At 46.4% G+C, this 21,142-nt stretch carries 15 protein-coding genes; 6 read left to right on the top strand and 9 right to left on the bottom strand.

Annotated features, from left to right (window positions below; genetic code table 11):
• Window positions 1–6: 6 nt before the first annotated feature.
• The gene (locus IM792_RS10335; RefSeq protein ID WP_194101767.1) at window positions 7–1,992 is read left to right on the top strand and encodes an OmpA family protein; all 1,986 of its coding nucleotides are present in this window, start codon (window positions 7–9) and stop codon (window positions 1,990–1,992) included.
• Window positions 1,993–2,077: 85 nt separating this feature from the next.
• Here IM792_RS10335 and IM792_RS10330 read toward each other — a convergent pair whose 3' ends face one another.
• The 4 genes from IM792_RS10330 to IM792_RS10315 form a co-directional block, all read right to left on the bottom strand.
• Complete coding sequence (locus tag IM792_RS10330) at window positions 2,078–3,520, bottom strand: efflux transporter outer membrane subunit (RefSeq protein WP_194101766.1); 1,443 nt, start codon at window positions 3,518–3,520, stop codon at window positions 2,078–2,080.
• On the bottom strand, window positions 3,513–6,755 hold the full coding sequence (locus IM792_RS10325; protein WP_194101765.1) for an efflux RND transporter permease subunit: 3,243 nt from the start codon (window positions 6,753–6,755) through the stop codon (window positions 3,513–3,515). Before IM792_RS10325 ends, IM792_RS10330 begins: the two co-directional genes overlap by 8 nt.
• 22 nt (window positions 6,756–6,777) lie before the next feature.
• Window positions 6,778–7,857, bottom strand: a complete 1,080-nt coding sequence (locus IM792_RS10320; RefSeq protein WP_194101764.1) for an efflux RND transporter periplasmic adaptor subunit — start codon at window positions 7,855–7,857, stop codon at window positions 6,778–6,780.
• 168 nt (window positions 7,858–8,025) lie between these two features.
• On the bottom strand, window positions 8,026–8,442 hold the full coding sequence (locus IM792_RS10315) for a hypothetical protein (protein ID WP_194101763.1): 417 nt from the start codon (window positions 8,440–8,442) through the stop codon (window positions 8,026–8,028).
• A 213-nt stretch (window positions 8,443–8,655) separates the two neighbouring features.
• Between IM792_RS10315 and IM792_RS10310 the strand changes: the two genes are divergently transcribed.
• Window positions 8,656–9,276 (top strand): hypothetical protein, encoded by a 621-nt coding sequence (locus tag IM792_RS10310; RefSeq protein ID WP_194101762.1) that lies wholly within the window; start codon window positions 8,656–8,658, stop codon window positions 9,274–9,276.
• On the opposite strand, the gene IM792_RS10305 is transcribed toward IM792_RS10310, so the two are convergent.
• Window positions 9,273–10,544: a DUF1501 domain-containing protein gene (locus tag IM792_RS10305; protein ID WP_194101761.1), complete on the bottom strand. Its 1,272-nt coding sequence runs from the start codon at window positions 10,542–10,544 to the stop codon at window positions 9,273–9,275. The genes IM792_RS10310 and IM792_RS10305 overlap by 4 nt on opposite strands.
• A gap of 19 nt (window positions 10,545–10,563) precedes the next feature.
• The gene (locus IM792_RS10300) at window positions 10,564–12,462 is read right to left on the bottom strand and encodes a DUF1800 domain-containing protein (RefSeq protein WP_194101760.1); all 1,899 of its coding nucleotides are present in this window, start codon (window positions 12,460–12,462) and stop codon (window positions 10,564–10,566) included.
• A gap of 175 nt (window positions 12,463–12,637) precedes the next feature.
• Between IM792_RS10300 and IM792_RS10295 the strand changes: the two genes are divergently transcribed.
• The 4 genes from IM792_RS10295 (at window position 12,638) to lnt (ending at window position 18,572) form a co-directional block, all read left to right on the top strand.
• Window positions 12,638–15,019 (top strand): TonB-dependent receptor, encoded by a 2,382-nt coding sequence (locus IM792_RS10295; protein WP_194101759.1) that lies wholly within the window; start codon window positions 12,638–12,640, stop codon window positions 15,017–15,019.
• A 126-nt stretch (window positions 15,020–15,145) separates the two neighbouring features.
• Window positions 15,146–15,871: a YebC/PmpR family DNA-binding transcriptional regulator gene (locus IM792_RS10290; RefSeq protein ID WP_194101758.1), complete on the top strand. Its 726-nt coding sequence runs from the start codon at window positions 15,146–15,148 to the stop codon at window positions 15,869–15,871.
• Between the two features lie 14 nt (window positions 15,872–15,885).
• Entirely contained in the window at window positions 15,886–16,560 is a 675-nt protein-coding gene (gene rsmI / locus IM792_RS10285; RefSeq protein ID WP_194101757.1) for a 16S rRNA (cytidine(1402)-2'-O)-methyltransferase, read from the top strand.
• A 368-nt stretch (window positions 16,561–16,928) separates the two neighbouring features.
• Window positions 16,929–18,572 (top strand): apolipoprotein N-acyltransferase, encoded by a 1,644-nt coding sequence (gene lnt / locus IM792_RS10280; RefSeq protein WP_194101756.1) that lies wholly within the window; start codon window positions 16,929–16,931, stop codon window positions 18,570–18,572.
• Here lnt and IM792_RS10275 read toward each other — a convergent pair.
• The 3 genes from IM792_RS10275 to IM792_RS10265 are packed head-to-tail and all read right to left on the bottom strand — an operon-like array spanning window position 18,544 to window position 21,139.
• Entirely contained in the window at window positions 18,544–19,407 is an 864-nt protein-coding gene (locus IM792_RS10275; RefSeq protein WP_194101755.1) for an N-acetylglucosamine kinase, read from the bottom strand. The two genes, lnt and IM792_RS10275, sit on opposite strands and share 29 nt — an antisense overlap.
• The gene (locus IM792_RS10270; RefSeq protein WP_194101754.1) at window positions 19,404–19,784 is read right to left on the bottom strand and encodes a response regulator; all 381 of its coding nucleotides are present in this window, start codon (window positions 19,782–19,784) and stop codon (window positions 19,404–19,406) included. The genes IM792_RS10275 and IM792_RS10270 overlap by 4 nt, the downstream gene beginning before the upstream one ends.
• Window positions 19,785–19,825: 41 nt before the next feature.
• Entirely contained in the window at window positions 19,826–21,139 is a 1,314-nt protein-coding gene (locus tag IM792_RS10265; protein ID WP_194101753.1) for a TolC family protein, read from the bottom strand.
• Between the last annotated feature and the right edge of the window lie 3 nt (window positions 21,140–21,142).

Here is a 21,142-nt window from a genome sequence, read left to right as displayed (position 1 = left end):
CATTGTATGAAAAAGATATTACTACTGATATTTTTTACCGGTTTATTCTGCTCGGCAAAAGCCCAGTTTGGCGGCAGAAATAATAATGTAACACTGGGTGATAAGGCTTTTCGTAATCAGGATTATTATGAGGCCGCCCATTATTATCTCAAGGCTGCCGAAGGTATAAAGTTAACCGGCGATGTAGCTATGCCTTACCAGGCGGCAGATGCCGGTGATAAGGAAAAGGAAAACAAGGATGGCAAAAGCAGGGCTTACTTATCATACCAACTGGCCGAATCGTACCGGTTATATGAAAACTACATTGAGGCCGAGGGCTGGTATAAAAAGGTGCTTGATGAGGGTAATGAAAAGGAGTATCCCTTAGCCCGCCTGTGGTACGGCGTATGCCAGCGTGCCACGCAAAAATACGATGAGGCCATTATACAATTGGAACAATTTAAGGCAGCATACAAAGGCGATAATGCCAATGTTTCTATCGCTGATAAGGAAATTGCCAACTGCCGTTTCGCTAAGGAACAGCATCAATATCCAGGGCTTTTTGATATTACCAAGAAAACCGGCGACTGGAACTCGGGCGATGGATCAGACTATACCGTGGTAAAGAATAATGGTAATTACTGGTTCACATCATCGCGCCCGGTTGATGGTGATAAAAAGCGTGTTAACCGTATTTACATGGCCGGCAACGGTGTTGTTAAGCCCGAAGTTGTGCTATTAAAGGATGAAGGTAAGGTGAAGGAGCTGGAATACGGCGCCCCCGCCTTTGATGCCACCGGCCAGCGCATGTATTATACCCGCTGGTATAAAGAGGGAACTAAAACCGTAAAGCAGATATATGTTGCGCAAATGCAAAACGGAGAATGGGGCATCCCGAAAAAATTGAACAATAATGTAAATGTGGATGGATATAACGCCATTCAGCCTTTTGTTACGGCTGATGGTAAAAAGCTATACTACGCGTCGGACAGGCCGGGAGGCCAGGGCGAGGATGATATTTGGGTGAGCGATCTGAATGGCGACGGTAGTCCGGTAAACGCGGTTAACCTGGGTATTGTTATTAATACCAGTTCTGATGATCATTCGCCGTATTATGATGTAAAAACGAAAAGACTCATCTACAGCACAAAAGGTTTTGTTGGCCTGGGTGGATATGATTTTTTTGAAAGCTTTGATATTGATGGCAAATGGTCGGCACCGCAAAATATGGGCTACCCGTTCAACTCGGCTAAGGATGATCTGTATTATTTCCCGGAGGATGGCAACAGCAACAAGTTCTATATTAGTTCGGATAGGGAATCGGACTGTTGCATGAATATTTTTGAGGGGTACGATAAGCGCCGCATGATAGCCGGTACGGTAAAGGATTGCAGCAGCCAAAAACCTTTAGGTGGCGTTAAGATCAGTTTTATGGATTCGGTATCAAAACTGGTATATAAGGATGTGGTAACCCCTGCCTCGGCAGGTTATTCATTTATGCTGACCAGTCAGCGGGCCTACACCATCAAGCTTGAAAAGCCGGGTTATTTTACCAAACTGATCCCCGTAACGGCATCAGGTAGTGGAAGTGCTGATAGCTTGTTGAACGCTGATTTTTGTATGCAGGCCTTTGTGTTGAACAAGCCGGTGCCTATACGTAATATTCTGTACGATTTTAATGAGGCTACGCTCAGGCCCGAATCAAAAGTGGTGCTGAATGAGCTGATCGCTCTGCTAAGGGAAAACCCGGCTATACATATTGAGCTTGCCGCGCATACCGACTCGCAGGGGACGGATGAGTATAACGAGAAGCTATCATTAGCCCGTGCGCAATCATGCGTGGAATACATTATATCCGAAGGTATAGGCAGTGATCGTATCTACGCCAAAGGATATGGGGAACGGAAACCTATCGCGCCCAATACTTTGCCCGATGGAAAGGACAATCCCGAAGGCAGGCAACTTAACCGGCGTACCGAGTTTACGGTGGTTAAGATAGATAAGTTATATTAAGAAGTGTTTGGTTAAGGTGTATATAAAAGTAAAGGCCCTGTAGTATATCACAGGGCCTTTCGGTTATTTATGCTTTCGGGATGGCTTATTGCTGCCATCCGCCGCCTAATGCCTGGTAGGCATTAATGCGGGCATTTATTTGCTGCTTTTTGGTTTCTATCAGCTCAAAGCGTGCTTCGAGGGCATCGCGCTGGGTCATCAATACTTCCATGTAGTCGGCACGGGTTGATCGGAATAACTCGTTAGAGATATTAACCGACTGGGTAAGCTTTTGCACCTGTTGCGATTTCAGGTCGTAGCTTTTTTCCAGATTGCCCATTTTTGAAAGCTGGTTGGCTACCTCAATGTAAGCGTTCAATACTATACGCTCGTAATTAAAAATAGCTTGCAGCTGCTTGGCGCTGGCGCTGTTGTAATCGGCACGTATGGCGTTACGGTTGATCAGCGGAGCCATCAGGTCGCCACCTACTGAATACAACAATGATTCAGGCGTGTGCAACAAGTACGATGGGCTGAACGCGTTGTAACCTATTGATGCCGATATACCTAACGACGGATAGAACCTCGCCTTGGCTACCTTTACATCCAGCTTGGCCGCTGCCAACGCCAGCTCAGCCTGACGAATGTCTGGGCGATTGGCTAACAACTGGGCAGGTAAACCGGCCTGTACAGGTACAGGGGTAAGGGTTTCAAAGCCCTCGGTACTACGCGCTATAGGTTGCGGGTATCGGCCTAACAAAAAGTTGATCTTGTTTTCGGTTTCAACAATTTGCTGCTGTATGTTGTATTGCAGGCTGCGGGTACTTAGTACCTGTGCCTCAAAACGGCGTACAGCCAGCTCGTTAACACGTGCGGCCTCTTTTTGTATACGCACCACCTTTAAGGCATTGGTTTGTATATCAATATTCTGCTTCACAATAGCCAACTGATTATCCAAAGCCAATAACTCGTAATAGGAATTAGCTATTTCGGCGATCAGGTTGGTCACCATGAAATTACGGCCTTCAACAGTTGCCAGGTAGCGGGCTACCGCGGCCTTTTTGGCGTTGTGTAGCTTGTGCCAAATATCCAGCTCCCAGGTGGCATAGGCCGCTACCAGGTAATCGGGCAGCGGTTCGGGCATTTCCTTGCCGGGCTTAATATCGGTAGTGGCATCATTGGCACCCTTGCTGGTGTAACGGCCAACCTTATCAACACCCGCGCCGGCCTTAAGGCCTATGAAGGGCAGGTATTCACCCTTGCGTGCACGTATCTCATTCTTATCTATCTCAATATCCTGAAGCATTACGTTAAGCTCCTGGTTGTTTTTTAAAGCGGTATCAATAAGCGCGCTTAAATACTGGTCATTAAAAAACGTGGTCCAGGTGGCTTTAGCACTGCTAACAGAATCAGCCGGAGTTGTGGCGCCGAAATTTTCAGGCACGGCCTTGTTCTCGGTGCGTTGTACCAGATCAGGTATTTTGCAGGCCTCATAAACTAACGACAAGCAGGCCACCGCTAAACATTTATATATTGTGCTTTTAGTCATTGTCATGATTTGTGTTGGTTAATGACGGCTCATTGTTTGATTTAATGAACCATAATTTTTTCTTCTTTTTGCGGGTATGGGTAAAGTCCTCGGTTAATGGCACCTCGTCCTCATCGCGTATCATTTTACGACCTTCGGCCATGCTGCCAAAAATGTAGTACAAGCCCGGTACTATAATTACACCGAACACGGTACCCAAAAGCATACCCCCGGCTGATGACGCGCCAATGGTACGGTTACCCAAGGCACCCGGCCCTGTGGCGAACAACAGCGGTATCAAACCGGCAATGAACGCGAAGGATGTCATCAATATCGGGCGGAAACGTACCCTGGCACCCTCAATGGCGGCCTCAAGTACCGTTACTCCCTGCTGATGTTTTTGCACCGCGAACTCTACTATCAGTACCGCGTTTTTACCCAGCAAGCCCACAAGCATTACCAAACCTACCTGCGCGTAAATGTCATTCGCCAAACCCATACATTTAAGCAAGGCAAAGGCACCGAACACACCTACAGGTAATGACAGGATAACCGATAGCGGGATGATAAAGCTCTCGTACTGCGCGGCTAACACGAAGTAAACGAACACCAATACCACCAGGAAGATGTAAACAGCTTCGTTACCACGGCCAACCTCATCTTTTGACAGACCCAGCCAGTCGATATCGTAACCGTTAGGCAGGGTGTTTTTGGCAACTTCCTGTATAACCTTGATGGCCTCGCCGCTACTGTAACCCGCGGCTGGCGCACCGTTAATGGCCGATGCGGTGTACATGTTAAACCTCGTGATCTCGTTCAAACCCTGTTTCTTTTTGATCTTCATAAAGGCAGAGTAAGGCACCATCTCGTCGCGGTTGTTCTTAACATACAGTTTCAGCAAATCCTCCGGTAAGGCACGATACTCGGGTGATGATTGTACATACACCTTAAAGAAGTTACCGAACCTGATGAAGCCCTGCTCATAAGTACTACCTATCAGTATAGAAAGGTTATCCATCGCCGTGGCAATGGTTACGCCTTTTTGCATGGCTGCTTTGTTGTCTATCTCAATATCGTATTGCGGATAGTTGGCCGCGAAGAAAGTGAACAGACCGGTAAGCTCCTTACGTTTTTTAAGCGCGGCCATAAACTCATCATTCACTTTACCGAATGATTCGTAATTGCCGGAGTTGGTTTTATCCAATAAACGTAATGAGAAACCGCCCGCCGCGCCGTAGCCCGGTACTGCCGGTGGTTCAAAGAACTCGATGGTGGCGCCCGGTATAACACGTGCTTTTTCTTCCAGTTCCTCGATGATCTCTTTGGCCGAATGATCACGTTCTGACCATTCTTTCAGGTTGATCAAACAAGTACCCGCGTTCGATCCACGACCCTCGGTGAGTACCTCATAACCCGCCAATGCCGATACCGACTGTACGCCTTCAACATGCTCGGCAATTTTTTGCAGCTGGCGCGATACATCATTGGTACGCTCAAGGGTTGATCCCGGAGGGGTTTGAATAATGGCATATACCTGCCCTTGATCCTCATTAGGTATAAAGCCCGATGGCAGCAGTTGCGATATAATGTATATGCCGGCACAAAATGCTATCAGCATGGTAAAGGTTACCACGCGCTTGCTTACAATAGTACGCAGCAGGCCGGTATAGCTGTCGGTAACGCGGTCAAACCATCTGTTAAAGCCATCAATAATGCGGTTGATAATGGTTTTTTTGCGTGGCTGCCCGTGGGTGTTCTTCAATATCATGGCACATAGTACCGGCGTAAGCGTTAATGCCACCAAACCCGATATTACGATGGATGTTGCCATGGTGATAGAGAACTGGCGGTAGAATATACCCACCGGCCCGCTCATAAAGGCTACCGGAACGAACACCGCCGTCATCAGGAAGGTAATGGCGATGATAGCCCCGCTGATCTCCTGCAATACCTGCTTGGTTGCCTTGAAAGGCGACAGGTGTTCCTCGGCCATCTTAGCGTGCACGGCCTCGACCACCACAATGGCGTTATCCACCACAATACCAATGGCCAATACCAGCGCGAACAGCGTGATCAGGTTAATGGTTAGCCCGAACAGCTGCATAAAGAAGAACGCGCCAATCAATGATACCGGTACAGCCAGTGTAGGTATCAGCGTTGACCGCCAATCGCCCAAAAACAGGAATACCACAATGGCCACCAGTATAAAGGCCTCAACCAGGGTGTGTATTACCTTTTCCATTGATGCATCAAGAAAGCTCGATACGTCATAACTGATCTGGTAATCCATCCCCGGCGGGAAAGATGTTTTCTTGATCTCCTCCAGCTTTTCCTTAACCTCCTTAATTACATCGCTGGCGTTACTGCCGTAGGTTTGCTTAAGGGTGATAGCCGCTGATGGGTGGCCATCCATGTTCGAGTAGATATCGTAAAACTCACTACCCAGCTCTACATCGGCCACATCTTTCAGGTAAAGTATCTCACCCTCCTTATTGGCCCTGATGATCACATTTTTATATTCCTCGGGCTGGTTGTAGCGGCCTTTGTAGGTAAGCACATACTCCAACGATTGCGAGCGCTTACCGGTACTTTGTCCCAGCCTGCCCGGCGAACCGATGATGCTTTGCTCCTTCAACGCCTCCATCACCTCCTCGGTTGATACGTTGTAGGCGCGCATACGGTCGGGCTTAAGCCAAACACGCATGGCATACTGGCGGCTACCCAAAATTTTGGCGCTACCCACACCGTTAAGGCGGCTTAGCTCATTAATAATATTTACACCCGCAAAGTTGTACAAAAAGTTCTCGTTGGCTTTGGGGTCCTTACTGTAGAGGTTAACATACATCAGCATGTTTGGCGATGTATAGCTTACCACCAAACCCTCGCGCTGTACCAGCTCGGGCAGCCTGTTGGTTACCTGTTCAATACGGTTTTTTACGTTCACTACGGCCTGGTTGGGGTCGACTGACAGGTCGAATACTACCTGTATGGTAGCCTCACCGGCGCTGGTAGCGTCAGATGTCATGTACTTCATGCCGGGGGCACCGTTAATGGCTTTTTCCATCGGTATCAGTACCGAGTTAACCAATACATCGGCACTCGCGCCCGGGTAGGCAACGTTTACCACCACCATAGGCGGGGCAATGGATGGGAACTGCGAAATTGGCAATGTTTCAATAGCCAGTCCACCCATAAATATAATAACCAGGGACAGTACTATTGCCAGTACCGGCCTCTGAATAAATTTATTAAACATATTTATCAGTTTAAGTGGATAACTATTCGGCCGGTAGCCTTAGCTGAGAAAGGATAGATTTGAGTGCAACAAAATTGTATGCTATCTTATCATTGTTTTTAACCTTGCGCAAACCCTCAAGCAGTATCTTATCATTAGGGGAAAGGCCGGAGCGTATTTCGTACAGGTCGTCCATATCTGCACCTATAGTAATTTCGCGGGCTTGCACACGGTCGTTTTTATCAACCACGTAAACATATTTTTTCTCAAGCACCTCGTAGGTAGCTTTTTGCGGGATGATGATAGCACCCTTAAGCGGCACCTTCATCATTACGTTGCCGGTTTCGCCGTATCTTAACAGGCCATCCGGGTTAGGGAATGTAGCCCTGAACGGAATGTTACCGGTTTCGTTATCAAAATCGGCCTCAATGGTTTCAACAATGCCGGGGTATTTAAATACTTCGTGATTAGCCATCAACAGGTTTACTGATGGTTTGCTGCCGTTGGCGGCTGTTTTGTAATCCAGGTATTCGGCCTCGGGTACGTTATAGTATACCCACATCTTGCTGTTATCGGCAAGGGTGGTCAGCAGGTCACCTTCGTCAACCAAGCTACCGGGGCGTACTTGCAGGCGGTCAATAATACCATCAAACGGCGCCCTGATCTCGGTAAATTGCAGGTGAACTTTTGTTAATGATAATTCGGCTTTGGCCTTGTTAAGTTTGGCTTTGGCCATGGCCAGCTCATTTGGCGCTACAATGTTGCTGTCGCGAAGCTTTTTGGTGTTTTGATATTCTATCTGCTCAAAATCAACTTCTGATTGTGCTTTTTCAAGCTCAGCGCTGTAAAGCTTAGGCATTATCTGGAACAGTACTTGTCCTTTTTTAACGAATTGGCCTTCATCAACCAGGCTTTTCTCCAGGTAACCACGTTCCTGCGCCCTTAACTCAATATGGCGTATTGAGCGTATTTGGCAAACGTATTGGTTGGTAATGGAGGTATCAAGTTTAATGGGACTGGTGACAAGCAATTTGGCCTCTTCTTCTTTTTGTTCTTTGTGAGAGTTACAGGCGGTATAACCCAAAAGTATGCATAAGCCCGTAGCTACGAGTTTTATCTTCATAATAATTTTTAATGACCCTTGACAGGTATTGTGTTGATAATGTGTGGGCGGTATGTTTTTAAAAAAACAGTGACACGCGAAGCGCATTATGCTGCGGCTGCAACATTAAAAATGCAGGGAATTATTACAGGCGACAGTATAGATCTACCACGCCATTAAAAGAAGATATCAAATGCGGAATACCCGTAACGTACGGTATAATTTATTGTGGTAAGTATGATATACCTGGTAACTGCTGTTTAGTATGGCAGTATTAGTGGTGGCTAATTGACCCCTGATAGGGTGGGCATTGAAAAAAATGGCGAATAAGCCGTTTTTGTCCAGCTGTTTTTTGTGGAATGATGTTTCGTTGCCCTCATCCTGCAATTCCTCGGCAATAGCGCGGTTGTGCCTTTTGGGCTTATGCTTATGGCTGAGTGTTTTGGAATGCTTAAGATCGAGGTGAAGTTTTTTTGCTAATAACTCATCCTGTTGCAGCGTATTTTGGGCAAAGAAAGGGCTGTCCTGAAACGCATTGGCTGTAAAAGCGCTATCGCAACACAGAATCAGAATAAGGGGAAGAAATAATTTAGCGAACCATTTCATTTTCCGGCCTAAATATAAGGCAAAAAAGCAGCTTATACTTTCAATAACGCAATTTTTACAAGTTATTGTTTAAAGTACACTATATATTGTTGCTTTATGGTTGTTTGTTGCCGCTAAAACGAGTAAAATATTGAGCAATAATAAGTTGAATGCTATCCTCGATTTGATAAAACAGCATACATTAAGAGCATAAAATAGCTGATATTAGCGACAATGAATTTTAGATTATTACTGTGTTTGCTGCTTGTGCTTACAGGTACAAATTATGGTTTCGCATGCGATTGTTACGAACGAAATTATGCGCAAGCTAAGCTTAAGGATTACAATAAAGCTGGCGTGATTTTTATTGGTGATGCATTAAAAGCATCAGCAAGTGGTATAGTTACTAAAGTAATTGAAGCATTAAAGGGTGATTTGCCTGATAGTGTCATTGTGGAAGAAAACTCCTGCACCTCGCCAATGCATGCCGGCGAGCGTTGGTTGGTATACGCAATTAAAAAAGCTGATAATGTTTATTCGATAATGCCTTGTTCATTGAGCCGAAGCTTCTCTAATCCGTTTATTGTAGTAGCAAAAGATGGGGCTTTAACATTTCCTGCGCCGGGCACTAAATCCCCAAGTAAGAACGAATTAAAATTGAGCCGGGAACTTCAGTTAGCAGAAAGTAAGATCAAACTGTACGACGAGATTGATGAACTCCGAAAGAAACGTCACGATCAATCATCGCAAAAGCTCGATCAGTATAAAATATTATCGATAGTGCTGTCCGGCTTATTAGTGATCAGTGTATTGATACTTGTTTTTAGAAAGCCTGCCAAACAGCTGGTTAATTAAGCATTCATCACCCCAATACCGCGGCCTTTCCAATCCGGGAATAATATCTTGTCGTTCTTTAGTAGTAAATGTTTATCGACAACCTCACTAAATACGCTGCGGAAGTCGGTAGTTACGGCAAGGTCGCGGCCATCCTCTAAATTCTCAACAGCCAGCATATCTAACTTACCATGTACTTTACCGCCTGCCACATCATTGCCCAAAATAAAGTTGCATGATGCACGGCCGTGGTCGGTGCCACCGGTACCATTCTCGTGTACAGTGCGGCCAAACTCGGTCATGCTCATTACTACTACATCATCCTGCAAGGTGCCCAGGTCATGCCAAAAGGCCATGATGCTTTCGCTCAGATCAGTAACGTTGCGGGCAAAAACGCCGTTGGCAGTGCCCTGATTAAAGTGGGTATCCCAACCGTTCGATTCGGCAAAGGCTATCTCCAAACCCACATTCATTTTAATAAGCTGGGCTATTTGTTTAAGCGAATTGCCCAATGCCGAGTTAGGATAGTTTACCCCGTTAGCCGGTTTATAATTCTTTACATCGGTTTTTTGCAACATCTTAACGGCCTCAAAACTTTCGCGACCGGTTTGCTGCAACAACCCCGATGCGGTTTGATCGTACAGATCCTCAAAACTTTTCGCGGCAAGGTTAGCGCCAGCCGGGTTACCGCGCATCTGTATGGCAAAATCCTGCAAGCTGCTGATGGCTAATGCCGGGTTATCGCCATAAAATGAGCGTGGCATGGCCGAGGTAAGGCTCACGGCGGTAAAGGGCGTTGCGGCATCATGTCCCAACAAACCCGCGGCACGGTTAAGCCAGCCACTGGATGTGCTTTTGCTGAATGGCGTGCCCGATTCCATATAATCCTGCGCGTCAAAATGCGAGCGGGTGGTATTGGGCGAACCTATGCCATGTACAATGGCCAGCTGCTTATCACGAAAGGCGCGTTCAAAACCCCGCATGGCAGGGTGCAACCCAAAATGACCATCCAGATCGATCAAGGCACCATTGCCACCATTTTTGGCGGCCGACATAAACAGGCTTGGGCGTGCCTTTTTCAAATATTCATCGGTAAAAGGCGTAACTGCCATCAAGCCATCCATCGCCCCACGCTGAAATATGCATACCAGCGTTTTCTTGCCTTTGTATAATCTCGATCGCTTTTCGCTGGCGGCGGCTTCGGCTATAAATGCCGGTATGCCACCCATCAGGCCAACACCAAATAACGATAGGCCGCCTGCCTTTAAAAATCCTCTGCGTGTAAGCATAGTTAATTCTCCTTGTAATTTATCGCCGCTGGTACTCGGGCGAACCTATAATTATACCTGCAACCTGTGCCAGCATAGCACTGTTGTTATTGGCCTGCATGGCGGCACGGTTTTGTTTCTTTGTTTCGCGGCGAATGGTGCTGTCGGCACCGGTAATAGCATCCGTAGTTTTGGGCGCTACTTTGGCCGATGCATTGTTTACCTTTTCAACCAGCTGCGGGTCGTTAAGTAATGGGGTTAACCGTTTTATGGTTGCTGCCGGATCGCGCTCGGGTAGTATCAGCTTACAATAGGTAGCTAACGCGGCCTTAGCGCTTTCTGGCTCGTGGTTATTATTCAATGCTTTCAGATTAACCTTTACGCCCGGTATGCGTCCCGAAGTAAGTGCCAAACCGAAATTCATCCTGCTCAGTAACGATCCGGTGTTTATCCAAAACTGCCCCTTATCCGGAAAGCCGGTTGGCGCCTGATAGTAGTACACCTTTTCGCCCATCTTGTTTATCCAGTTATATAATTGGTAAGGTTGTGTTACGGTAGCATCCAATCCACGTACCGAACCAATAGCCAGCTCAAATGGCGATTTGGTTTTTTCGCGCACGGCATCCTTAGCCCAAAATTCAGGCGCGTTCACCATCGTTATTAATACCTGTTTTATATTGCCTTTTGAGGCTAAAAATGTTTTGGCCATTTTATCAACCAAAGTTTGCGGTGGGTTATCGCTCACAAAACGTACCGCCAGCTTGCGCGATATAAATTTCGCGGTTGATGGGTGGTTGGCCAGCATACCAAGCAAATCAACCCCTTCCTGGTATCCGTTAGTTTTAAATTGCTTGCCCAATACGGTTTTTGTACCGCCATCGTGCTTATTGGCCGCGAATAAAAAATCACCCTCATGTACAAAGCCGCGCCTTTCCAGCTGTTGGTCGTTTAGTTTGGTAACAGCATTTTTTGCCTGCGCATTATATTGCCCCAATGGGTAGATGGTCCATCCGGTGAGTATGCGGGCAGCCTCGGTAACATCTTTTTGGGTGTAGCCGCCATCAACGCCAAGGGTGTGCAGTTCCATTACCTCACGGGCGTAATTCTCGTTCAGGCCACCGGCTTTCTTTTTTTTAGGGGGAGTAGCCATCATGGTGGTATCAGCGCTCATGCGTTTTGGTCGTTGATTGGTCATGCCCGGGGCTTTTTCGCCTGTACTGCTAAAATTATCCAGGTAGTAAAGCATGGCCGGGGCTTGTGCGGTAGCTAACAGCATATCGCCAAAACTGCCCAGGGCGTTGGGTCGTATCACATCGCGCTCGTAAGCGGGAACAAATTGGGCGCAGTTGCCCTTAGTTATAGATACGTTAAAATGATTGAACCAAAACGAGGTCATTACTTCCTGCAACTGGTTGTTGGTATAAGCAGCCCGCATTACCTTTTGGTTGATGAACTGCCTGAAAAGCTCACGCTCCGGCTTCAAACCGTTCTTCTCCATATAATCGGCAAGGGCATCACGGTATTGCTTACGGTCTGTTTTTACCGAATCCTTGTTCAGCGCGCCATCCTTTACGGCACGGCGCAATACCTGTCCGTTTTTGGGGTATTGCTCAACCACCTCGGCATTGCTAAGCTCCATAGCATCATAAGCCTTTAGCATTTGGTTCAATGAATCATCGGGTAACTTGGCGTCCAGTTGGGCGGCAAACCATTTTTCGAGGCCCTCGTTGGCAACCTCATCAATTTGACCGGGCGTGGCGCCATAAGTAAATCTGCTTAGTAAATGCGCCGCTGCTTGTTGCTTGCTTAACCCGGCTGCCGCGTACGGGAATTTTATGGCGTAAGCACCGTAATTATTCGCGCTGAAAAAAGCCGATAACGGCATAACGAACAGCAATGCCACAGCAATTGCCGATATGTATTTCACGTATTTTTTCATAGGCGTGGTTATACAATAACGTTTATGACAAGCTGATTATGAAAAGGTTTAAAAAAATAAATATTAAGAAAGAGATTAAAAAAAGCCACATTATTTAGATTATTTCTAAATAGATATTGACGAATTTGTATTATTTCTGTTTCTTTGCGGCTGATTTAGACTTATTCCAAATTAAATGAAAAAACTTTTTACCCTGATTTTTACCCTGCTTACCGTTGCTACAGCATTCGCTCAACAGCAATTTGGTACAGTAAGTGGTACGGTAACTACCCGCGATGGGAGCCCGGCGGTTTATGTATCTGTAGGCGTTAAAGACCACAGCAACGGTAACATGACCAATGATAAAGGCCAGTACCGTATAGGCCGTTTAAGAACCGGTACTTATACCGTAATAGTATCAGCAGTTAACCTTGGCAAACAAGAAAAACAAGTAGAGATCAAAGCCGGCGAGAATACTGTTCTGGATTTTGTGCTTGATGTTAACAACTCTGAATTACAGGAAGTTGTTATTAAGGAGAAGAACAACAAGATAAAGATCGATAACCCTTCGCAATCATTACGTTTGAACGAGCCTTTGCTTGAGGCTGCGCAAAACATCCAGGTAGTTTCAAACACCGCCATCCGCGATCAGCAAATCATCAGCATGAGCGATGGTTTGATACGTAACGTGAGTGGTGCCGTACGTTTAGAGCACTGGGGCGATATGTATACCAACATTACCATGCGTGGTTCGCAAATTCAGGCTTTCCGTAACGGTTTCAACGTAGTAAACTCGTACTGGGGCCCGTTAACTGAGGATATGAGCTTTGTTGACCATATCGAGTTTGTTAAAGGCCCGGCCGGTTTCATGGTATCAAACGGCGATCCTGCCGGTTTATACAACGTGGTTACCAAAAAGCCTACAGGCCAAACCAAAGGCGAATTCAGCCTTACATCAGGCAGCTACGGTTTATACCGCGCAACGCTTGATCTGGATGGTAAACTGAGCAAGGATGGTAAATTGCTATACCGCTTAAATCTTGCCGGACAGAAAAAAGGCTCGCACCGCCCTTATGAGGAGAATAACCGTATCAGCATCGCTCCGGTAATCTCTTATCAGTTTGATGAAAATACTAAGTTAACTGCCGAATATACTTATCAAAATGCCCGCATGAGCGACGTAGGTTCATTCTACGTATTTGGTACTGAGTATGCTAAATACCCGGTTGATTTTACACAATACCAACCAGGCTTAGCGCCAACTAAGATCAATGATCATAGCTTGTTCCTGAAACTGGATCATAGGTTGAACCAAAACTGGACATTCGCTGCTGAGGCATCATACTTTAACTATACACAAACCGGTTCATCAATGTGGCCTGCCGCCGTAATTGGCGATAGCGTTTACCGCAGCACCGGCCTTTGGGATGCGAAAAGCGAAATGACCATGGCCCGTGGTACCTTAACTGGCGATATTACTACCGGTGCCGTTCGTCACCGTATATTAGGTGGTATTGACGTAGGTACTAAAAAATACTTTGCCGACTGGTCGCAAAGCCATCAACTGGATGCGCCGGGCACTCCATTCCTGAATACCGATCCAAACTATGGCGCGCCAACCAACGGCTACCCTGAGTGGGATCGTACGCTTGACCTTGAATCACGCGCCATCAACGCGGGTGGTACCCAAGATCAGCAATATGCGGGTTTCTATGCGCAGGATGAGTTAGGTTTCCTGGATAACATGATCCGTTTAACCATTGCCGGTCGTTATACCTACGTTAAGCAAAGCGCTTTCGGTAGCGACCCTATCAGCACCAAGAAATTTACGCCTCGTTTCGGTCTGAGCGTATCAGCTGATAAGCAAACATCTTTTTATGGTGTTTACGATCAATCAGTAATACCACAAGCCGCAGCTCGTTTAGTTAACGGCGGCGATGTAAAACCAATTACAGGCAGCAACATCGAGTTTGGTGTTAAGCGCGATTGGTTTGGCGGCAACTGGAATACCACCTTAGCTGTTTATCAGATCACTAAAAACAACGAAGCTACACCAACAGCCAACAGCACACCGGCTAATCCTGAGAGTATGCTGTTAGGTCAGCGCCGTTCAAAAGGTATTGAGTTTGATTTACGTGGCGAGATATTACCGGGCTTTACCTTAACCGCTAACTATGCTTTAACCAGCTCAAAAGTAACCAGCGTAGGCGATGTTACCGATGGCTCGATCAGCGTAGGTGATGTAGTACCGGGTTACGCTAAACACACCATTAATGGTTGGTTGAACTACAAACTGCAAAGCGGTGTATTAAAAGGTTCGGGTGTATCGGCAGGTTTTACCAGCTTGATAAAACGCGAAACTGATACCTGGAGCGTATCAACCGTACGTTTACCTGATTACTTTAAGTTTGATGCAGGCCTGTTTTGGGAAGGCGACAAGATCCGCATCGCCGGTAACGTATTCAACGTATTTAACAAATACCTGTACAGTGGTTCATACTACAGCTGGCTAAATGCCTACTACTGGCAAACAGAGGCACCGCGTAACTACCGTGTTTCAGTTTCATATCGTTTCTAATTTGATCAATTTTTGTACAGGCCCCGGCATCGCGCCCGGGGCTTTGTTGTTTATATACAAACCCACATAAATAACTATATTTGCACGCAAAAAACTCCTGTATAACAACAGGCTTTTATATATACTATGGGAAGAGCATTTGAATTCCGTAAAGAGAGAAAATTTAAGCGCTGGGCCAAAATGGCGGTGCAGTTTACCCGTTTAGGTAAAGAGATTGTGATGGCGGTTAAGGCTGGTGGCCCTAACGTTGAAACCAACTCGCGCCTGCGCACTGCCGTACAAAATGCCAAGGCGGTTAACATGCCAAAGGATAGGGTTGAGGCTGCTATCAAACGCGCGTCGAGCCGTGATGAAAAGGATTATGATGAGCTGGTATACGAGGGTTATGCCCCGCACGGCATTGCCATATTAGTTGAAACCGCTACCGATAACACCAATCGTACCGTAGCCAACGTACGCAGCTACTTTACCAAATTTGGCGGTTCGCTGGGTAAAACCGGGTCGTTAGATTTTGTGTTCAACCGTAAATCAGTATTTACCTTTGAGCCCGGCGACCGTGATCTGGAAGAACTGGAGTTTGAACTGATTGATGCCGGTTTGGAAGAACTGTTTGTGGAGGCCGACGAAGAAGGTAAGGATATTGCCGTTATACACACCGCTTATGAGGATTTTGGTAAGATGCAGAAAACCCTTGAGGAGCTGGGCATCGAAACCAAATCGGCCAAGTTGGAGCGTATACCGGTTACTACTGTTGATGTAACCGAGGAGCAAGCTGTTGAAGCCCTTAAGATAGTTGATAAACTGGAGGAGGACGACGACGTACAGGCTGTTTACCATAACATAGCCGGCTAAGCCGCACATGCAACATGGCAGGTAAGCTTTTTTTAGTGCCCACACCCATAGGTAACCTTGAGGATATTACACTCAGGGCATTGCGTGTACTTAAGGAAGCTGACCTGCTGCTTGCCGAAGATACCCGTACTTCGGCACCCATGCTTAAGCATTTTGATATTCATCAAAAGGTTTTTGCCCACCACCAGCATAACGAGCATCAATCATCAAACGAGATCATCCGTTTTTTAAAGGAGGGAAAGAATATCGCCCTAATCTCGGATGCCGGAACGCCCGCCATATCCGATCCGGGTTTTTACCTGGTGCGCGAAGCCCTGAAACATGATATAGCTGTTGAATGCCTGCCCGGCGCTACGGCCTTTGTGCCCGCACTGGTAAACTCAGGCTTCCCTACTGACAAGTTTTGCTTTGAGGGTTTTTTGCCACTGAAAAAAGGCCGCCAAACACGCTATAAATTTTTAGCGCAGGAGGACCGCACCATTATACTGTACGAGTCGCCGCACCGTTTAATTAAGACTTTAGACGAAATGGCCGAACACTTTGGCGCCGACAGGCTGATATCCGTATCGCGCGAGCTGACCAAAATGTTCGAGGAAACCGTACGCGGTACCGTAACCGAAGTAAAGACACATTTTGAAACCCACCCCGTAAAAGGTGAGTTTGTAATATGTGTTAAGGGGAGGGAGTAACGCCCCACCTAAAACTAAATTCCTTGTCATTTCGAACGAGGAACGAGGAGAAATCTCAGCGCATTGCTATGGACGCAGACAGATTTCTCGCTACCGCTCGAAATGACAGGTGATAAGAAAAGAGTGATAAAACGCCCCTTGTCATTTCGAACGAGGAACGAGGAGAAATCTCAGCGCATTGCTATGGACGCAGGCGGATTTCTCGTTATCGCTCGAAATGGCAGGAAAATAAAATATATAAGCGTCATTGCGAGGTACGAAGCAATCCTCGAGCGGCTTTTCTTACAGAATATCCTAAAGAGATTGCTTCGTGCCTTACAGCAACGACGGAATTTGACCTAAACGCTAACTTACCAGTAGCATCTCAAATGAAAAAAAACATACTCCTATCCATATTATCGGGCCTGTTACTTTGGGTGGCCTGGCCGCCTACATCATACACTACTTTTTTGCTGTTTGCCGGTATGGTGCCTATGCTGCTGGCTATGGAGAATATCATCCAGTCGACCGAAACTAATAAGGGCAAAAAACTGTACTGGACAACCTTTATAGGTTTTTTTATATGGAATACGCTATCAATTTATTGGGTATATAACTCGTTAAAGGATGCCGGGGCAGTGGCGGCCATATTTATCAGTATGGTGCCTTATTCGCTGGGGCCTTTGCTGATGTCGTTAGCCTGCTGGATGTATTACCGGCTGCGCCTCAAAATATCACGCGGTAGGGCATTGATAGGGCTGGTGGTGTTTTGGATGGGCTATGAATACCTGCACCAAAACTGGGATCTGAACTTCCCGTGGATGACGCTGGGCAATGGCTTTGCCGTATCGCACGGTTGGGTGCAGTGGTATGAGTATACCGGCGTTTATGGAGGCACCATCTGGATATGGGCGGTGAATATTTTATTATTCCTGATCTATATCGGCTTTGCTGAAAATATGAAAGGAACGGCTCGGATAAAATTAAGTGTCGCTTTGTTAGCTGTAATTATCCTGCCATTGTCGTTCTCGTTATACCGGTACTATAATTATGTGGAGCAAGCCAATCCATCAAATATAGTGGTGGTGCAGCCTAATATTGATCCTTATGGTAAATCAGGCGCTGTGCCTCGCCCTGAGCAATTAAGAATATTAATGCAACTATCCGATTCGCTGGCTCAACCCAATACCGAGTTTTTTATATGGCCCGAAACCGCGTTGGCTGGCGATATGGATGAGGATGGCATACGCCGAAACCCGGTGTTTGAGCAGGTGCAGCAATTCATCAGCAAATACAAAAATGGTAACGTACTTAGCGGTGCTGAAACCTATAAGTTATACAACACCCGTAAAACAGCATCGGCACGCCCGGCCGACCCAAGCGGTAATCTGTTCTACGATAGCTTTAACACAGCGCTCAATATCGAAAACTCGGCCGAAGTACAGGTTTACCATAAATCAAAACTGGTACCTGGTGCCGAGGAGTTGCCTTTTGGCGATTTCCTGGCTTTCCTGAAGCCGGTGTTTGAGCATCTGGGCGGCAGCACGGGTGGTTACGGTAAGCAGGATGAGGCCGGTGTGTTTTATTCACAAAGCGGCATCGGTGTCGATCCGGTTATTTGTTACGAATCCATTTGGGGGGAGTACGTTGCCGAATCGGTTAAAAAAGGCGCGCAATTCATCGCCATTATCACTAATGATGGCTGGTGGGAAAATACTTCGGGTAAAGATCAGCACCTGGATTATGCCAAGCTGCGGGCTATCGAAACAAGGCGCTGGGTAGCACGGTCGGCCAATACGGGTATATCGGCATTCATCAATCAGCGTGGCGATGTGGTGCAGCATACCGGCTGGTGGGTTAAAACGGCTATTAAGCAGGATATCAATCTCAACACTGACCTTACATTTTATACCACTTATGGCGATTATCTGCCCAAAGCGGCAAGCTTATTAACCATAATCGGGATATTTTACGTAGTGTTTAACCTGAAATTCAGGAAGCGTATCAAGCCTGCTGCTCCTGCTCGCGCATAAGCACAAACTCAAGCAGATCGTTAATTGGTTGCCTGATAATTTTGCCGGGCTTAATATTGTTGGCTACCAGCAGGGCTTTCAGCTCATCAGCAAAAACATAGGCAATAGAACCTACAAAGTGGCATTTATAACGATGGTGCTGCGGGTAGGGTTTTATGTTGGTGTCGATAAAATCCTGCAACAGGCGTTTTATCATATCCTGCGCGTAAGCAGTTGTGCGTATGTTATACAAAAACTTAGTGAACGATGCCAGGTACGAGTTCGCTTTTGGTGTGCGGTACACCTGTTTTATCACTATCTCTTTAGTAAGCTTATAGGCATCCTTAAATTGCGAGTGTATATCGGCGGGCATATTGCCGTACAGGTAATCGGTAACCAACACTTTACCAAAGGCGGTGCCTGAGCCTTCGTCGCCCAGTACATAACCAAGGCCATGTTGGCCCTCGTGTATATCGGTACCGTCAAATATTGATATGTTCGATCCGGTGCCTAATACGCAGCACAAGCCTTTCTCACGGCCGCAGGTGGCGTAAGCGGAGCCAAGCAGATCGCTGTCAACACTTACAAAGGCTTCGGTAAATAACTGGCTAAGCGCGTTCGATACTATCTCGTGCCTGTCTGGACTTGAGCATCCCGCGCCAAAAAAATAAACCTCTTTGATATCGCCGGCAAAGGCCAATAAGTTTCCGGATTGGTTTTGAATGATCTTAACGATCTCTTTTTCCGATAAAAAATATGGATTTAATCCGTCGGTTTTAAATGGTTTGGGTTCCTCGCCCGGAATGGCCAACAGCCAATCCGTTTTTGATGAACCGCTATCAGCAACTAATATCATGTACAAATATCCTCGAGTACCTGGAAGGTAAGCGGCTTATGAATAAATTGTGTTATGTATTTATTGTCAGATGATTTGCGGATATCCGTTGGATCAAGCGATGAAGAAAGCATGTACATCTTGATATTGTTTTTATCAATATTCAGCTTATCATACTCCTGCAAAAACTCAAACCCGCTCATTAACGGCATGCGGATATCCAGAAATATCACATCAGGTTTCACCTTGCCATCGCGCAATGCCTCAATAGCCGATGCCGGCGATTGGTATACTTCTATCTTCTCGGCAAAGTTAGCGGTATCCAAAATCCGGGTAGTGACAAAATTATCTATGTAATTGTCATCTATCAGCAAGCAAAGTTTGAAAGGGGCGGACATTATTCAAAATTAGTGTTTTTAAATAATATCTTTTATATTTTTTATTTAATATCTATACTATTAGTTAGCTGCTTTAAAGTTACTTCCGCAAGTTTTGATTGATACTGTGCTGCCGAAAATCTGGATTGCGCATCAAGGTAGGCCCGTTGCGCTTCGCGTATCTCCAGCGGGGTAATATTACCGAGGCGGTATCGCTCTAACGATAGATCAAGGTTGCGTTTAGCCAGATCCTTGTTTGATTGCCCTATCTTGATCAATTCAAGGCCCGATGTATAGCTGATATAAAAATTGCTGATGGTAGCCTCGATGTCCTGCTGCGTTTGCTTATAGTTCAGTTCGGCGTTCTGTATCTGTAATTTGGCATTACGCTCGCGCCGCCATTGGTTAAAGCCATCAAAAATATTGAGCGATGCCGTTAGGCCATAGTTAAAGCCACGGCTGTTTTGCACACGGGCAAATCCAGCGGGGTTCTTGCTATCGCTAATGGTATAGCCCGATGTAACCGATATTTGCGGGTAGCGGGTAGCCTTTATTTGCCTCAAATTGATCTCGGCCAAACGCTTGTTGATTTGCCCGGCTAAAATGGATGGGTTTTGTACCTGCGCTTGATTAATGATGTCGGCAAGCTTTAGCTTTTCATCCACAATAATAGTATCGGCCACCACAAACTCCGTCTGCACATCGCGCATCAGCAACTGGTTAAGCTGTATCTTGGTGAACCTGAATTGTTGTATCTGGTTAACCAGGTTGGCGGTATCCAGGTTGGCATTTACCAGGGCAGTGTTCAGGTCATAGCGTGAGCCGCTGCCTACCTTATAACGATCGTTAGCGTAGCGTGCCTGCGTGCGCGAGGTAGCCAGTACCCCATTCAGCGCCTTGATCTGCGCATCCTGGCTGATCAGGCTGTAATACGTAGTAATTACATTGGCCACCATGCTTTGCACCGTATCGCGCAAACCCAGTTGCCCAAGTTTATCCAGCTCCTTTAGCTGATCATAATTGGCAAACATGGCAAAGCCGTCAAATATCGTCCAATCCAGATTTACACCGTAGGTAATGCCGGTATTACGGGCATTGCTGATGTTGTTTATGGTGCCATCGGCACGGGTTTGGCGGGTGGTTTGTACGCTGTTGCTTGAGGTAACATCGCCGGTAACAAAAGGCAGCATGCCCGCGTTGCCAACAGTTACATTGTTTTTAGCAATGGTTGCGTTATTTTGCGATAGCTTGATGTTAAAGTTATTCTTCAACGCTGTTTCAACCGCCTCCTGCAAGGTAAGCCGCTGTGGCGTTTGCTGCGCGTATAACCTGCCTGCGCACAGTATAAATAATACAAATATGCCTAATCTCTTCATCGT

Origin of the sequence: Mucilaginibacter sp. JRF (genome assembly GCF_015223065.1) — a bacterium.
In the GTDB taxonomy this organism is placed as follows: domain Bacteria; phylum Bacteroidota; class Bacteroidia; order Sphingobacteriales; family Sphingobacteriaceae; genus Mucilaginibacter.
Note: the sequence above shows the minus strand (reverse complement) of the source record. Positions and strands in the feature narration are given on the sequence as shown.

Excerpts from the sequence above, each read along its gene's own strand:
- IM792_RS10335 (WP_194101767.1), top strand. The coding sequence starts at position 7 with ATGAAAAAGATATTACTACTGATATTTTTTACCGGTTTATTCTGCTCG.
- IM792_RS10330 (WP_194101766.1), bottom strand. The coding sequence starts at position 3,520 with ATGACTAAAAGCACAATATATAAATGTTTAGCGGTGGCCTGCTTGTCG.
- IM792_RS10325 (WP_194101765.1), bottom strand. The coding sequence starts at position 6,755 with ATGTTTAATAAATTTATTCAGAGGCCGGTACTGGCAATAGTACTGTCC.
- IM792_RS10320 (WP_194101764.1), bottom strand. The coding sequence starts at position 7,857 with ATGAAGATAAAACTCGTAGCTACGGGCTTATGCATACTTTTGGGTTAT.
- IM792_RS10315 (WP_194101763.1), bottom strand. The coding sequence starts at position 8,442 with ATGAAATGGTTCGCTAAATTATTTCTTCCCCTTATTCTGATTCTGTGT.
- IM792_RS10310 (WP_194101762.1), top strand. The coding sequence starts at position 8,656 with ATGAATTTTAGATTATTACTGTGTTTGCTGCTTGTGCTTACAGGTACA.
- IM792_RS10305 (WP_194101761.1), bottom strand. The coding sequence starts at position 10,544 with ATGCTTACACGCAGAGGATTTTTAAAGGCAGGCGGCCTATCGTTATTT.
- IM792_RS10300 (WP_194101760.1), bottom strand. The coding sequence starts at position 12,462 with ATGAAAAAATACGTGAAATACATATCGGCAATTGCTGTGGCATTGCTG.
- IM792_RS10295 (WP_194101759.1), top strand. The coding sequence starts at position 12,638 with ATGAAAAAACTTTTTACCCTGATTTTTACCCTGCTTACCGTTGCTACA.
- IM792_RS10290 (WP_194101758.1), top strand. The coding sequence starts at position 15,146 with ATGGGAAGAGCATTTGAATTCCGTAAAGAGAGAAAATTTAAGCGCTGG.
- rsmI (WP_194101757.1), top strand. The coding sequence starts at position 15,886 with ATGGCAGGTAAGCTTTTTTTAGTGCCCACACCCATAGGTAACCTTGAG.
- lnt (WP_194101756.1), top strand. The coding sequence starts at position 16,929 with ATGAAAAAAAACATACTCCTATCCATATTATCGGGCCTGTTACTTTGG.
- IM792_RS10275 (WP_194101755.1), bottom strand. The coding sequence starts at position 19,407 with ATGATATTAGTTGCTGATAGCGGTTCATCAAAAACGGATTGGCTGTTG.
- IM792_RS10270 (WP_194101754.1), bottom strand. The coding sequence starts at position 19,784 with ATGTCCGCCCCTTTCAAACTTTGCTTGCTGATAGATGACAATTACATA.
- IM792_RS10265 (WP_194101753.1), bottom strand. The coding sequence starts at position 21,139 with ATGAAGAGATTAGGCATATTTGTATTATTTATACTGTGCGCAGGCAGG.